Origin of the sequence: Acinetobacter sp. YH16040_T (genome assembly GCF_024605785.1) — a bacterium.
GTDB lineage: Bacteria > Pseudomonadota > Gammaproteobacteria > Pseudomonadales > Moraxellaceae > Acinetobacter > Acinetobacter amyesii.
In genome coordinates, this window is sequence record NZ_CP094541.1 from 2,612,214 (window position 1) to 2,626,138 (window position 13,925).

Sequence of the window (13,925 nt, forward strand, 5' to 3'; positions counted from 1 at the left end):
CATTTATCCGCTAAATTATTTTTAAAATTAAATCAATATTTTATATTAAAAAAATTATCAAATCATCCCTTAGTTTTAAATATTTTACTTTTCAAACATTTTTAATTCATTTTTCTAATGTGTATAAATATAGTAAATCGATCAAATTTAAACCAATATACAAAATTCTAATTATTCTTTACCCTCACCTCTAAAATATAAACCAAGTAAATTCATCAGAATTAAAAATCCCGATAAGATCCAAAATATTCTAAATATCGATTTGAATTTGAATAAATTAAAAATTTAAATTAAATGATATAAATAAAAACCATCACGAGGATGGTTTTTTTATTCGCTACTTGATTGTAGGCATTTACTTGTCAACACACTGGATCAAAAGTCTTGCGCTGATTAGTTTTTACCTGTATGACCAAAACCGCCTGCTCCTCGTTCAGTGGCTTCAAACTCATCCACAATATCAAACTGAGCTTGTACAACTGGCACTAAAACATATTGTGCTAAACGCTCACCCGGCTCTAGGCTAAATGCCGTTTGGCTACGGTTCCAAACAGATACCATCAATTCACCTTGGTAGTCTGAGTCAATCAAACCGACCAAGTTACCCAACACGATTCCGTGTTTATGACCTAAGCCTGAACGTGGCAGAATTAAACCTGCAAAGTTAGTATCTTCGATATAAATCGATAGGCCTGTTTTTACCAGAACAGTTTGACCCGGTTCAATTACGGTGGTTTCTTCTACACATGCACGGAGATCAAGACCTGCCGAACCTGCTGTGGCATAAGTTGGCATTGGCCATTCCGTACCTAAACGTGTGTCGAGAACTTTAACTTGAACTTTCATGGTTCATTCCTGTTTCAATAAAACGAATTTCAAAAAATAAATAAAATATTCTACGCTTTAAGCTTTAACGCTTAATCAGCGCACGTAAATTTTCTAAATAATGCTGTGCTTGCTGTTTAGGATCGATATCCCCTGCCAGCTTTTTCTTGCGGCCTAACCACTCCAATTCATCTTGTGGCAGTTCGTCCAAGAAACGGCTTGGTGTCATTTGTCGCATTTGACCACCGGCTTTACGTTGCTCTGCTAGAGTCATAGTTAAGCCTTGACGTGCACGAGTAATCCCCACGTACATCAAACGTCGTTCTTCCTCGACCGTGTCAGCAGCAATGGAGTTTTTATGCGGTAGAATTTCTTCTTCCAGACCAATCAAATAAACGAATGGAAATTCCAGACCTTTCGACGCGTGGAGTGTTAACAAATTGACTTTATCGGTGTCTTCTTCTTCTTGTTGCTGTTCTAACATATCGAGCAGCACCATCTTACGAATCACACTTTCAATGTTCTTTTCATCTACATCTTCTGCACGGTTAATCAAACTTTGAATACTGCTATATAGCACTTCAATATTATCCAGCTTGGTTTTTTCCTGCGCAGGTGTAGCTGCAGATTCTTTAACATAGTCGATATAACCTGCTTCAATCATCATGCGACGAATGATCGGAACAGGTTCATCATCTTCTAATAATTCACGGGTAAAGGTCGAAATAAAGTCCGCAAATTCGGCCAATTGGGTTGTGGCTTTTTTCGGAATCGCCATACTTAAGCGCTGGTCGCCTGCTGCACTGAGTAAGGATAAATTACTTTCCTGCGCAAATAGACCAAGCTTTTCCAAAGTCACAGGGCCAATCGCACGTTTTGGTGTATTGATAATTCGTAAGAATGCACTGTCATCTTCAGGGTTGATGATCAAACGTAAATAGCTCATCAAGTCCTTAATTTCAGCACGAGCGAAGAAAGACTGACCACCCGATAATTTATACGGGATCTGCATTTGGCGGAGCTGTGTCTCAAGAGCGCGCGCTTGGAAATTACCACGATATAAAATGGCGTAGTCTTTCCAGTTTTTACCGTTCATCAGCTTATGCGTGATCAAGTCTTTTACGACGCGTTCTGATTCATCATCGTCATTACGACAAGTAATCACGCGGATCACTTCACCGTGGCCTTTATCTGACCAGAGCTTTTTATCGAAAATATGTGGGTTATTGCCAATAACGGTATTTGCTGCTTTTAAAATACGACTGGTCGAGCGATAGTTTTGCTCAAGTTTAATCACTTTCAGATTACGGAAATCTTCCTTCAATAAAGCCATATTCTCAGGCTTAGCACCACGCCATGCATAAATCGATTGGTCATCATCACCTACCGCGGTGAACTGTCCCATGACACCCACGAGTAATTTCACCAAGATATATTGCGCGGTGTTGGTATCTTGATATTCGTCGACCAATAAATAGCGGATTCGATTTTGCCAACGATCACGCACTTCTGCATTTTCTTGTAATAAGCGCGTCGGCATGACAATCAAATCATCAAAATCCACAGCATTGTAGGCACGTAAATTACGCTCATACAGTTGATACAGATGTGCAAACTGAACGTCTTCTGCTGTTTCACAGGTGGTATGCGCTTGCTCAGGTGGAATCAGATCGTTTTTCCAATCTGAAATCATTTTCATGGCTTTGGCAATCAGCTCTTTACTTTCTGCACCGGATAAATTGTCGCGATGCATTAAGTCCATCAAAATGCGTTTGCAATCATCTGCATCTAAAATTGAAAAGTTATTTTTTAGCGGTGTATTTTTTAATTCCAAACGGAGCATGTTTAGCCCGAAGTTATGGAAGGTAGAAACCGACAGCCCTTTTGCCTCTTCACGGCTCATCAGCTTCGTCACACGCTCTTTCATTTCTCGCGCGGCCTTATTGGTAAAGGTCATCGCGGTGATGCGGTGCGCAGGAATACCACAATGCTTCACCAAATAGGCAATTTTACGGGTAATAACCGATGTTTTGCCTGAACCTGCCCCTGCAAGTACTAACAAGGGTCCTTGAGTGTATTTCATTGCTTCAAGTTGCTTGTCGTTCAACTGACTTGCCAGTGACATAGTCTTTCCTCTTATTAATTCGAGGATGATTATAGTCATCTGAAACGATCTTGCCTAATGCAAAATGTATTTTATCGGTCATTAAAAATGCCATAAAAAAAGCCACCCGAGGGTGGCCTTTCGTTTCGAACTAAAACTTATTTAGTTTCGTAAACTGAGATTTCTACGCGACGGTTTTGTTCACGACCTGCAGCAGTTGAGTTATCCGCTACTGGAGAAGTTGAACCGTAACCACGTGCAGTAATACGAGTTGAAGAAATACCTTGAGACGCTAGGTAGTTTTTCACTGAGTTTGCACGGTTTTGAGAAAGTGGGTTGTTGATCGCATCAGAACCTGTGTTATCTGTGTGACCGTGTACAACGATTGCAAGTTTGTTTGCAGTACCGTCTTCACGCAATACTTTAGCAACATCATTCAACGCAGATTGGAACTGAGATTGAATAGTTGAAGAGTTAGTTGCGAAAGTTACTGATGGCATAACAAGGTTGATCGAACCATCTGGATTACGACCTACGTCAACACCAGTACCAGCCAATTCTTGTTTAAGACGTTTTTCTTTCTTATCAAGAAGAAGACCTGCACCACCACCAACTACAGCACCAATTGCAGCTGCTTGACCCATTTTGTCTTTATCAGCATTAGAATAAGCAATACCAGCGCCTAAAAGAGCACCTAGACCAGTACCGATTGCTGCTTTGTCATATTCCATGTTTTGACAACCAGTAAGTGCCATTGCCCCAACTACTGCCGAAATTACTAGTGCACGCATTGCATGCCTCCTTCTTTGTGTTTTGTTGTATGGTTGAAATGATGAAGTAAAACAAATGGCTGAACCATTGATTTTTTGTTAATAATAAAACGTTTAGTTACAATTTGTAATATGAATACGAGATTTATTTGTTAATTCCATCACAATTTCTTCACAGTTCTGCAGATGCCCTTTTTTATTTAATCAACTCGAACTATATTTATTAGAATCAATCATTATTTGGACAATTTCCGCTAGGACTTTTTATATGTCATCTCAAACAAATAAGCAACCGACACTAAAAAAAATTAGCAAAGGACTTACCGTCGGTTCTATTATGACAGGCAGTACTTTTTTCCATGGCCCTCCTGTTTTAGCACTGGGTCTAACCAAACTCTTTAAAAAATCAAAAAAGGTTGATGAAACCAACATAAAAATTACCAACAGTTGGCTCACGGTCAATAACTGGTTAATTGATCACGTTTTACCCAACACAAAATGGGATATCACCATCGATGAAGGCCTCGACTTAAATTTGCATGGTCGCTATCTCATGACCTGTAATCATCAGAGTTGGGTCGATACGACAGTCAACCAATATTTTGGTTTAACCCGTATGCCACTGACGCGTTTCTTTACCAAATGGGAACTCATTTTCATTCCATTTGTTGGTCAAGCTTTTAAAATTTTAGGCTTTCCAATGATGAAACGACACAGCAAAGAACAAATCGCGAAAAATCCTGAACTTAAATATCGAGATATGGAAGAAGCGCGTAAATCTTGTGAACAGTTATTGAGCCAGCCTTTTACCCTGCTGAACTATTTGGAAGGCACTCGCTTCACCCCTGAAAAACATGCGCAACAGCAATCACCGTATCAAAACCTTCTTAAGCCGAAAGCGGGTGGTTTAGCACTGGCACTCAATATTTTAGGGGATCAAGTTGATGCTCTCGTGGATATGACCATCGTCTATCCAAATGGTGCACCAGGTTATGGCGAATTTTGGCTCGGTGAAGTTCCGCGTATCGCCGTGGATTTACGTAAAATTGAAATTCCAACGTGGGTGCATGGCGGCAACTATGAAGATGATGCAGAATTCCGTGAAAAATTTCAGCATTGGGTAGATGAGCTGTGGACGGAGAAAGACCAACTCATTACTCGTATGAAAGCTAAATACTCAGTTACTGAATAATTAAGAAGAAGTTTTATGTCGCAGAACAGCATGCCGCAAAACAAGAAATCTAAATATCATCATGTCAATCCAAACAGTTGGTCATTCAAACTGTTTTTGATTTATGACATATTCATGGTGTTTATTATTGTTTTTAACTTGTTCTGCCTGTGCATGAACTTTTTCCTCATGAGCAATCTTGGCAGTTGGTTCTTTAACAGTATCCACCTGCCCGATGTGCTGAGTTTTTACCGTGAACATTTGCATCCGTGGGTGATTACCACCGAAGCGTGGTTCATTATCTTTTTGATTGTAGAACTGTTGGTGCGTTGGGCGATTGCCATCATCAACAAGCACCATCAGCGCTGGTTCTTCTTCCCGTTTATACATTGGTACGAAATTTTAGCCATTGTGCCGCATTTACGTTTCCTGCGTTTATTTCGCGCGGGCATTATTGCTTATCGACTGTATGAAATGGGCTATCAAATCGTGCCTTCTGCATGGCAGAAAAAGGCATTGTTCTACTATCGAGTCGTGATGGAAGAACTGTCAGATCGTGTGGTACTTACCGTGTTAGATGGTGTTAAGCATGAGCTCAATACCAGTACAACCCATAAAGACCTAATTAGTAATCTTGTGCAGCATCACCGTGAGATGTTCACCCAAGTTTTAGCTGAGATTTTGCAAGAAAATTTAAGCAAAGAGCTACGTACTGAACGTGAATTGATCGCCAAAAATGTCGGACAAATCGTCAGTCAGGCCATCGAAGATACCCCCGAGCTCACGCAGCTATTGCGCTTAGTGCCAATCGTTGGCAGCCGCATTGAACAGCAGATTCAAAGTATCGGGCAACGTTTGGGTGAAAATATTACCCAAGGTTTAATTTCCCCATTGGCTTATCCCAATACATCTACGGCTCAAAAACCCAATCTATATTTAGACATTTCACAGCGTGTTAGCCGTATTGAAATCGAAAATAATGTCCAGCTGGATGAGTTGGTTCGCTCTGCGGTTTTTGAAAGTCTAGAGGCTATTCGTAAGCAAGTGAAAGTAAAACAGTGGCAGCAGATTATGCAGGAACAGGACCAAGCTACAGAATAAACACTTAGTCAAAAATAATTGCGAACTCCGCTAGAGTATTCATGCAAATTGTTCTAGGATTTGCTCTATTTACAACATAACTACTTCGGCACAAAAGTAATAGTTAGAAGTCTCAAGGATTCAATATGGCTGATATACGGATAAAAGGCAAAATGGTCAATGCGATTCGCATTCACCTCGATACCAATGATCATGATGCGATCCGCCAGCAACTTACTCCAATGTTCCAAAAGGCTTTTCCACCCGGAACATTAGCCGTGATTGAAAGTACGGTTGATCAAGAACTAATTGCACTGATTCAACTACTTATTAGTATTGAAATTCAACCGATTGGTGTCACTGAAGGTCCGCTATCGGACCAAGCACGTGCTATCCAATTTCCCGTAGTTCCTGCGGATCGCAAACTACAACAAGTTAAACCGACACGCGAACAAGTGGTTGAAGAACCCGCACCTGCAGAAGAAAAAACCGAAGATAAAATTGCTGCAGTCGAAGTACCGACCATTCGTCATGCTACGTCGTATCACAATGAAATCTTACGTACAGGTCAATGTTTAGTCCAAGACCATGGCGATATCATTATTAATGCTGGTATTAATAGCGGTTCAGAAGTAATTGCTTCAGGAAATATACATATTTATGGTAGTGCTCGTGGTAGAGTCATTGCCGGAGCTGGTGGGAACACGGCTGCACGTATTTTCTGCCATTCATTAGAAGCTGAATTGGTTTCAATTGCAGGGACTTACTGTGTCGCTGATGACATTCCACCTCATGTGGTCAAACAGCCAGTACATATTTATTTGAATGACCAGCAAGAGCTAGTATTTGAAGCTTTGCAATTTTAATGTATAAATAATCACCAAACCCCTAATTAAAAAAGGGGATTTAAACCATAACAGGAGTGGATTCGGTGGCGAAAATTGTTGTCGTAACATCAGGTAAAGGTGGCGTAGGTAAAACAACTACAAGCGCATCTTTTGCAACAGGTTTAGCCCTTCGCGGCCACAAAACTGTTGTGATCGACTTTGATGTGGGTTTACGTAACCTAGACTTGATCATGGGCTGTGAACGCCGCGTTGTATATGACTTTGTAAACGTATTGAATAACGAAGCTCGATTACAACAAGCGCTTATTCGCGATAAAGATATTGAAAATCTCTACATTCTACCTGCATCTCAAACCCGTGATAAAGACGCGTTAACAGATGAAGGTGTAGCACGTGTGATGGACGAACTTTCTCAAGAGTTTGATTACATTATTTGTGACTCACCTGCGGGTATCGAACGTGGTGCAATTTTAGCAATGTATCATGCTGATGAAGCGATCATTGTGACGAACCCAGAAATTTCTTCGGTACGTGACTCTGACCGTATTATTGGTATGCTCGACAGCAAAACCAAAAAAGTAGAACAAAACGAAGGTCGTATCCGTAAGCATCTCTGTATTACACGTTTCAATCCAGAACGTGCGGATAAACAAGAGATGTTGACGATTGATGATATTTCAAAAGATATTTTACGCGTACCGACTTTAGGTGTTATTCCTGAATGTAAAAGCGTTCTACAAGCATCAAACGAAGGTAAACCAGTGATTCTGTTTACAGAAGAAGCGGCTGGCCAAGCGTATGATGACCTTGTTGCACGTTTCCTTGGTGAAGAGCGCCCTTACCGTCACATTACGGTAAAACCTAAGGGTTGGTTAGCACGTCTATTTGGAGCGTAATCATGGCAGGATTTTGGAGCAAACTTTTTAGCAGCGACGAGAAACCCTCAAGCGCACAAACGGCAAAAGACCGTTTAAAAGTCATCGTGGCATCTGAAAATGGTTTAGGTAAACGCCTCAGCCAAGACAAGATTGACATGATGAAAAAAGAAATCATGCAAGTAGTAAACCGCTATGTTCGTGGTGTAGATGAGCAACATATTCAAATGTCTGTTCGTTCTGAAGCGAATATTGAAATGCTTGAAATGAATATCAATTTGCCTGAAGAACGTTAATCTGAATTCTGATTAGCCAAGTAAATTGAATCAAGGCAAAATGTGAGGCTGGATCAGTAAAGTGCTGCTTTACCCAGCCGCAAGATGAGAAGCTTTGCTTCGAGTGGGCTGGATTAGTTTTATTCCTTTGTTAGATCAAAAGCTTTGCTTCGAGTAAACGGGATAAAAAAAATAACTTTAGATCCAACCATAAAATGAGTCGCTTAACTTAGAGATGGCGAATAAAACCATTTTACTTGCGTACTCATTTTTGCCTTTTTGTATTTTAAACCAGCAAGGAGATTGCGATGGCATTATCTCAGCCAGCAACGTTCAACGAAGAATGGTCAGATGAGCGTGTTTTTGCCTACCTTACTCAGCTTCCTCCTGAAGGAGTGAATGGCGACTTTCACGTGCTTTACCATGCTTTCAAACATATGCGTCCAAATGACTATGAGCGTCTTTTGACTCAATTCGTTGCCGATGGCCGTGATGTGAACGCAACTAATCCTGAAGGTCAGCGTATTCATGACGTGATTGCTCAATATCCACGTCAAAGCGCAGGTTTCCTCGAAGTATTGGCAAAATTTGCTTAATTTCGAGTAAAAAAAAGCCCGCATGATGTGGGCTTTTTTATCTGATTTAAAATTAGCATTATTGAATATCATCATAATCAATGCATGGTCAATATGAGCAATGGAAACATCAAGCCAAAACCAATGGTTTGTACACTAATAATGGCCGCCATCAGTTGTGAATCACCTTGATAATAGCGTGTCAAAATATAAGACGAAGATGCAGTTGGCAAAGCAAAAAAGACCACTAAAATCATCCGCTCAAAATCAGTCAAACCCATCCAAGTACTCAATAGATAAGCAATACATGGCATTAACATGAGACGCCCTATCGTATTTAAACTTAAACGACGCAGATCGGCGCGCATTTGCTGAAACTGTAATGCCGCTCCCACAGACAATAAACCCAAAGGCAAACTCATTGCCGCCAATATTTTTAGCAGCTCGGGTAAACCATTAAATAAAGTGAGACCTGATAAATTAAACAACACCCCTACAACACAGCCTAAAATTAAGGGATTTTTTGCGATGGACTGACAGGTCTGCCCCAATTGCTTCACACTTAAATTTGAAAACGCCAAGACTGAAATAATATTGACTAAGGGCACTGCAACGGCAATTAACATGGCAAACATCTGCATGCCTGTCGAGCCAAATAAAGCACCCATGAGCGACAAACCAATATAGGTATTAAAACGGATATGACTTTGGATATACACGCCAAAACGCTTCACGGGAATATGCATAAACTGCTTGATCCCCCACAACACAATGCTGATCAAACTGGTGCCCGCAACCAGTACTGTCAACATTCGTGAAACAGTGTTCATATCCAATTGCACGGCTGATACATTCAAAAAAAGCAGCACAGGAAATAAAACGTAGTAATTGAGTTTTTCTGAATTTGCCCAAAATTCATTCTGAACAAACTGTGTATATTTAAGCACATAGCCCATCGCGATTAATGCAACGAGGGGAAACAATGCGACGACGATATTCATGCTGTACGCCTTGAAATAAAGTAGCTATTTCATCTTTAACCATTTATGTAGCACAATATAATCCTCATCTAGACTCATAACAAAATGAGTAATTACTCATGGCAATGACATTTTCTCAGCTTGAAATTTTTATTAAAGTCGCAGAACAACAAAGCTTTACTCTCGCTGCTCGACAGCTGGGAATTACTCAGTCAGCTGTCTCTCATGCCCTAAAGTGTTTAGAGCAACATTGGAATGTCAGATTATTTAGCCGTGAGCAAGGCGAAATTAGCATTACCCACATCGGTCAGCAGTTATTACTGCATGCCAAAGAAATCATCAATACGGCACAAATCATGCAACAAGAAGTGCATGCCGCACATGGTATTCAACAAGGAACGCTGAGAATTGGCTCTTTTGGTTCTTCTAGTTCGATTCATCTGCTTCCAGAGCTATTAAAGGCATATAGAGAGCGCTATCCACACATTGAAATCTATGTCGAAGAAGGTACCGATGCAGAAGTGTCTCGTTGGATTTCTGAACGTCAGATTGATGTTGGTTTTGCCGTACTCCCTAAGCCGCAACTGTTCACCTTCCCCTTAATTCAAGACATTTTCATTGCCTTGATTCCAGATAGTTATTCAGTTTCCAAACACAGTCATTTAGATATCCAAGACCTGCAAAATTACCCCTTTATTATGACCCGTGCAGGCAGCCAGTCCCATGTTGAAAAACTGCTTAAACAACACTACATACAACCTAAAATTACCTATCAAATGTCGCAACTGTTAACCATTTTAAACATGGTGAATTTACAGGAAGGGATTGCTATTGTTGCAGATATGGCGATGCCTACTGAGCTGTTGGCGTTGCATCCACATGTGGTTAAACGTCCACTCTTTCCAAATACCCAACGGCAGATTGGACTCGCCGTAAAAAATCAAAAACTCATGAGCCCTGCCTGCAAAGCCTTTATCGAACTGGCCCAGTCCATGTTCTACCAAGATAGGTTCTCAATCTAAAAATAAAAAAACCTGCCGAAGCAGGTTTTTTGTTTTAGGACTTAGACCAAGATATCTCGTTTACCATTTGGCCCCATACTACTTACGATACCATTTTCTTCCATTTGGTCGATGATACGTGCAGCACGGTTATAACCGAGGCTAAATTTACGTTGCAGCGAAGAAGTAGAAGCTTTACGAGTTTCCAGTACAAAGCTAACGCATTGGTCATACAAAGCATCTCGATCTGATCCGCCATCACCATCTTCAAAACCGCGAGATGTCGGCTCTTCATCATAAGGCGTGAGGATTTCATCGACATAATTCGGTTCACCGCGCTCACGCCATGCATCACAAATACGGTTCACTTCATCGTCTGAAATAAACGCGCCATGTACCCGTTCAGGTTCAATTTTCCCCGGTCCGAGGAATAACATATCACCATGGCCCAGTAAGTCTTCCGCACCACCAGCGTCTAAGATAGTACGTGAATCCAGTTTACTGTTGACACGTAGCGCAGCACGCGTTGGAATATTGGCTTTGATCAAACCTGTCACTACATCTACGGTTGGACGCTGCGTCGCCAACAGCAAATGAATCCCTGCTGCACGTGATTTTTGTGCAAGACGGGTAATCATTTCTTCAGCTTTTTTACCCACTTGCATGATCATGTCGGCAAATTCGTCGGCAACAATTACGATCAACGGCATAGGCTGTAAACGTGGCGCACGACTTTGGGTTGCAGAGTCATCTGGCTTCCAAGTTGGATCGATGAGATCTTCCCCGTTGGCCATTGCTTCTTCAATTTTGCGGTTAAAGTCAGTCAGCTTACGCACTTTCATCAAAGACATCAGCTTATAACGACGCTCCATTTCATTCACACACCAGTTCAATGCACTCACCGCATCTTTCATGTCGGTTACAACAGGCGTTAATAAATGTGGAATATCGTTATAGTTGGCAAGTTCCAACTGTTTCGGGTCAATCATGATGAGTCGCAGTTGCTCAGGTGTATATTTCAACAACATCGACAACAACATGGCATTAACTGCGACTGACTTACCAGAACCCGTGGTACCTGCCACCAACATATGCGGTGCTTTCGCCAAATCTGCCAAGACAGGATTACCGGAAATGTCTTTACCCATCGCCATACTAAGTAAGGCATTTGGATCACGGTATGCCGGCGTTTCTAACAGCTCAATAAGACGAACCATTTCACGTGAACTATTTGGGACTTCAATCCCGATATACGGTTTACCCGGAATAACTTCCACCACACGTACAGAAGCCATAGACATTGAGCGTGCCAAGTCACGTGAAATATTGGTCACTTTCGATGCTTTTACACCGGGTGCCAAATCTAGTTCAAAACGTGTCACGACAGGGCCCGGCTGTGCTTCTACAACTTTAGCTTTGACATTAAACTCTTGCAGCTTAATTTCTAAAAGTTCAGACAAGCGAGACAATTGCTCTGCGGTAAAATTAACTTTCTTATTCGGATCTACAGGATCTAATATTTCCAATCCCGGCAAAGTCGGTAAATCCAAACGTTTTTGTGCCACTTGCATCGCACGAGACATTGGACGACCAGAGGCATCGGTTAAAGGCGCATCAAAGTCAAAATCATCTTCGAGATCTAAATCGATGTCTTCAGGCTTACCTGCTGTTTCTTGCCATACTTCACGGAAAGCATCTTTATTCGAGCTGATTAACGCTTTTTCATCGTCAGATATAAAAGTCTGTGGCTGCGTATTGATTTCAGCACGAACCAAAGGCGTAGATTGCGCATAACTACTGGTTGTACGAACCGGTTGTGACTGTTCTATTGCTCGCTCTGCTTCTTCAACCAGCAAATCATCGAGATCATTAAATTCAGCTTCAGCACCGATATTTTTCGGTGTGGTGAGCGTTGTCGTTTGTGCAGCTGCCACACCTAATCCTACAACAGTTGCAGTAGTACCTGTTGCAAAATCATTTGAATGCGTTGCAGGACTTTCACTTTGTGCTGTATTAAATGGGCTATGCACATCAGTCGCTGTTTTACCATTTGGAACAGCGGCTAACAGCTCATCGAAGATTTCATCATCATCCCAATCCACTGATTTTTTAACTGCCGGCGCCGCTTCTGTCGGAGAAGTCAAATGCACATCTGCTGCTTTGTTGAAATATTCAGTTTGATTGGCAGGCTGCTCTTCTTCTGCAGCTTTCAGTAAAGCATCAATATCTTGTTTGTGCCGTTGGTCATCATTTGAATGCAAGGCACGCCAAACCTCTCCCGTCGCAACAACACGTTGTTGATCTTGCTCAAGCTGACGCACTTTCTCCAAAGTATGTTCAAAATCTTCATCGGATGGTGTAGCAGTCTCCGGCGAATTTACCGTAGATAAATGCTGTGCATTGCCTTCTTTGTCTGCACATTCTTTATCAGCAATATCATCAAATAAACGCTCAGCAACACGATCACGTACTACAGGGTCAACCTCTACAGCATGATGCTCATGGGCGGGTGTGACTGGTGCAATCACTTTTGATACATTAGTAGTCACACTGCCTTTTTTAGTAGATGGTACGGTACGGTCAAAAGCAGTATCTCCTTCAGGGACATTGCGATAGAACAAATCTTGGAGATAAGCCGGTGTCGATTTCATGGTTGCCCATGTCTTATTCCACTTGATGCCAAAGGCCAAAGTGAACAACATGATCCAAAATGCAATAAGAAATATTGCTGCACCATAGACCGTTAAAATTTGTTCAAGACTTTGACCCAGTTCATAACCAATAATCCCGCCCGATGCATTTTCTAAAGTATCTTCGGGAACATTCCAAAATAGGAAAAGTAAACTTGAAGTTGCCAGTAAAATAAAGAACTGAGCGGCATAGCGAAATGGACGGTTTAGAAAACTACGTGGCCACCAGACTTGAATTGCTTCGAGAAATAAATAGACAGGTATCAGCAGACTTGCCCAACCTAAAAATCCATAGAGTAAGTCAGCTATCCATGCGCCTGCGACGCCGCTGGCATTTGAAACTTGCTGAGTATCACTGGATAAATGCATCCATCCCGGATCAAATGGCGTATATGTGACTGTTGCAAGGAACAGATATATCCCAAATGAAACAAGGAATAATGTCATTATTAAGCGCTGTGCATATGCACCCGACACCGCTGTCATATACGTTCCTGTAACCAATTCTTCATGAATGTTTTTGTCATTACCCACAACAAAATGGGCTGAATCTAAACCTGTTATTATGCACCTGTTCAATAAAAAAGATGCAAGATAATTTAAGTATAGTTGTTAACTTTATTGTATATAGCTCAAAACGATTTCGATGATCAATAATATCGACTTTAATCTCACACAATCGTTTCAAACTTTGACGTATAATTCCACAAATTATCATATAAAAAAAGGAT

General features: G+C 41.2%; 12 protein-coding genes. 7 read left to right on the forward strand and 5 right to left on the reverse strand.

Features of this window, described 5'->3' with window-relative positions; all coding sequences use genetic code 11:
- Nucleotides 1-393: 393 nt before the first annotated feature.
- The 3 genes from dut to MST16_RS12785 all read right to left on the reverse strand — a co-directional run bounded on the left by dut (nt 394) and on the right by MST16_RS12785 (nt 3,720).
- Nucleotides 394-846, reverse strand: coding sequence for a dUTP diphosphatase (gene dut / locus MST16_RS12775; RefSeq protein ID WP_111885270.1), 453 nt, complete (start codon nt 844-846; stop codon nt 394-396).
- Nucleotides 847-910: 64 nt separating this feature from the next.
- On the reverse strand, nt 911-2,950 hold the full coding sequence (locus MST16_RS12780) for a UvrD-helicase domain-containing protein (protein WP_078193107.1): 2,040 nt from the start codon (nt 2,948-2,950) through the stop codon (nt 911-913).
- 137 nt (nt 2,951-3,087) lie between these two features.
- Nucleotides 3,088-3,720 carry an OmpA family protein gene (locus tag MST16_RS12785; RefSeq protein WP_168379081.1) on the reverse strand — a complete coding sequence of 211 codons (633 nt, stop codon included), beginning with the start codon at nt 3,718-3,720 and terminating at the stop codon, nt 3,088-3,090.
- A 247-nt stretch (nt 3,721-3,967) separates the two neighbouring features.
- On the opposite strand from MST16_RS12785, the gene MST16_RS12790 reads away from it, so the two are divergent.
- The 6 genes from MST16_RS12790 (at nt 3,968) to MST16_RS12815 (ending at nt 8,544) form a co-directional block, all read left to right on the forward strand.
- Nucleotides 3,968-4,891 (forward strand): acyltransferase, encoded by a 924-nt coding sequence (locus tag MST16_RS12790; protein WP_180010022.1) that lies wholly within the window; start codon nt 3,968-3,970, stop codon nt 4,889-4,891.
- Nucleotides 4,892-4,906: 15 nt separating this feature from the next.
- Nucleotides 4,907-5,971, forward strand: a complete 1,065-nt coding sequence (locus MST16_RS12795; protein ID WP_373683471.1) for a preprotein translocase subunit SecA — start codon at nt 4,907-4,909, stop codon at nt 5,969-5,971.
- Nucleotides 5,972-6,096: 125 nt separating this feature from the next.
- On the forward strand, nt 6,097-6,816 hold the full coding sequence (gene minC / locus MST16_RS12800) for a septum site-determining protein MinC (RefSeq protein ID WP_078193110.1): 720 nt from the start codon (nt 6,097-6,099) through the stop codon (nt 6,814-6,816).
- 65 nt (nt 6,817-6,881) lie between these two features.
- Nucleotides 6,882-7,694 (forward strand): septum site-determining protein MinD, encoded by an 813-nt coding sequence (minD, locus tag MST16_RS12805; RefSeq protein ID WP_067670152.1) that lies wholly within the window; start codon nt 6,882-6,884, stop codon nt 7,692-7,694.
- A 2-nt stretch (nt 7,695-7,696) separates the two neighbouring features.
- Nucleotides 7,697-7,969: a cell division topological specificity factor MinE gene (minE, locus tag MST16_RS12810; protein ID WP_078190039.1), complete on the forward strand. Its 273-nt coding sequence runs from the start codon at nt 7,697-7,699 to the stop codon at nt 7,967-7,969.
- A gap of 287 nt (nt 7,970-8,256) precedes the next feature.
- Entirely contained in the window at nt 8,257-8,544 is a 288-nt protein-coding gene (locus MST16_RS12815; RefSeq protein ID WP_067766167.1) for a PA4642 family protein, read from the forward strand.
- 77 nt (nt 8,545-8,621) lie between these two features.
- Here the strand turns inward: MST16_RS12815 and MST16_RS12820 are convergent, their stop codons facing one another.
- Complete coding sequence (locus MST16_RS12820) at nt 8,622-9,524, reverse strand: AEC family transporter (RefSeq protein ID WP_180010021.1); 903 nt, start codon at nt 9,522-9,524, stop codon at nt 8,622-8,624.
- A 104-nt stretch (nt 9,525-9,628) separates the two neighbouring features.
- Here MST16_RS12820 and MST16_RS12825 point away from each other — a divergent pair, with 104 nt between their 5' ends.
- The gene (locus tag MST16_RS12825; protein WP_180010110.1) at nt 9,629-10,525 is read left to right on the forward strand and encodes a LysR family transcriptional regulator; all 897 of its coding nucleotides are present in this window, start codon (nt 9,629-9,631) and stop codon (nt 10,523-10,525) included.
- Nucleotides 10,526-10,566: 41 nt separating this feature from the next.
- On the opposite strand, the gene MST16_RS12830 is transcribed toward MST16_RS12825, so the two are convergent.
- Nucleotides 10,567-13,680: a DNA translocase FtsK gene (locus tag MST16_RS12830; RefSeq protein WP_180010020.1), complete on the reverse strand. Its 3,114-nt coding sequence runs from the start codon at nt 13,678-13,680 to the stop codon at nt 10,567-10,569.
- Between the last annotated feature and the right edge of the window lie 245 nt (nt 13,681-13,925).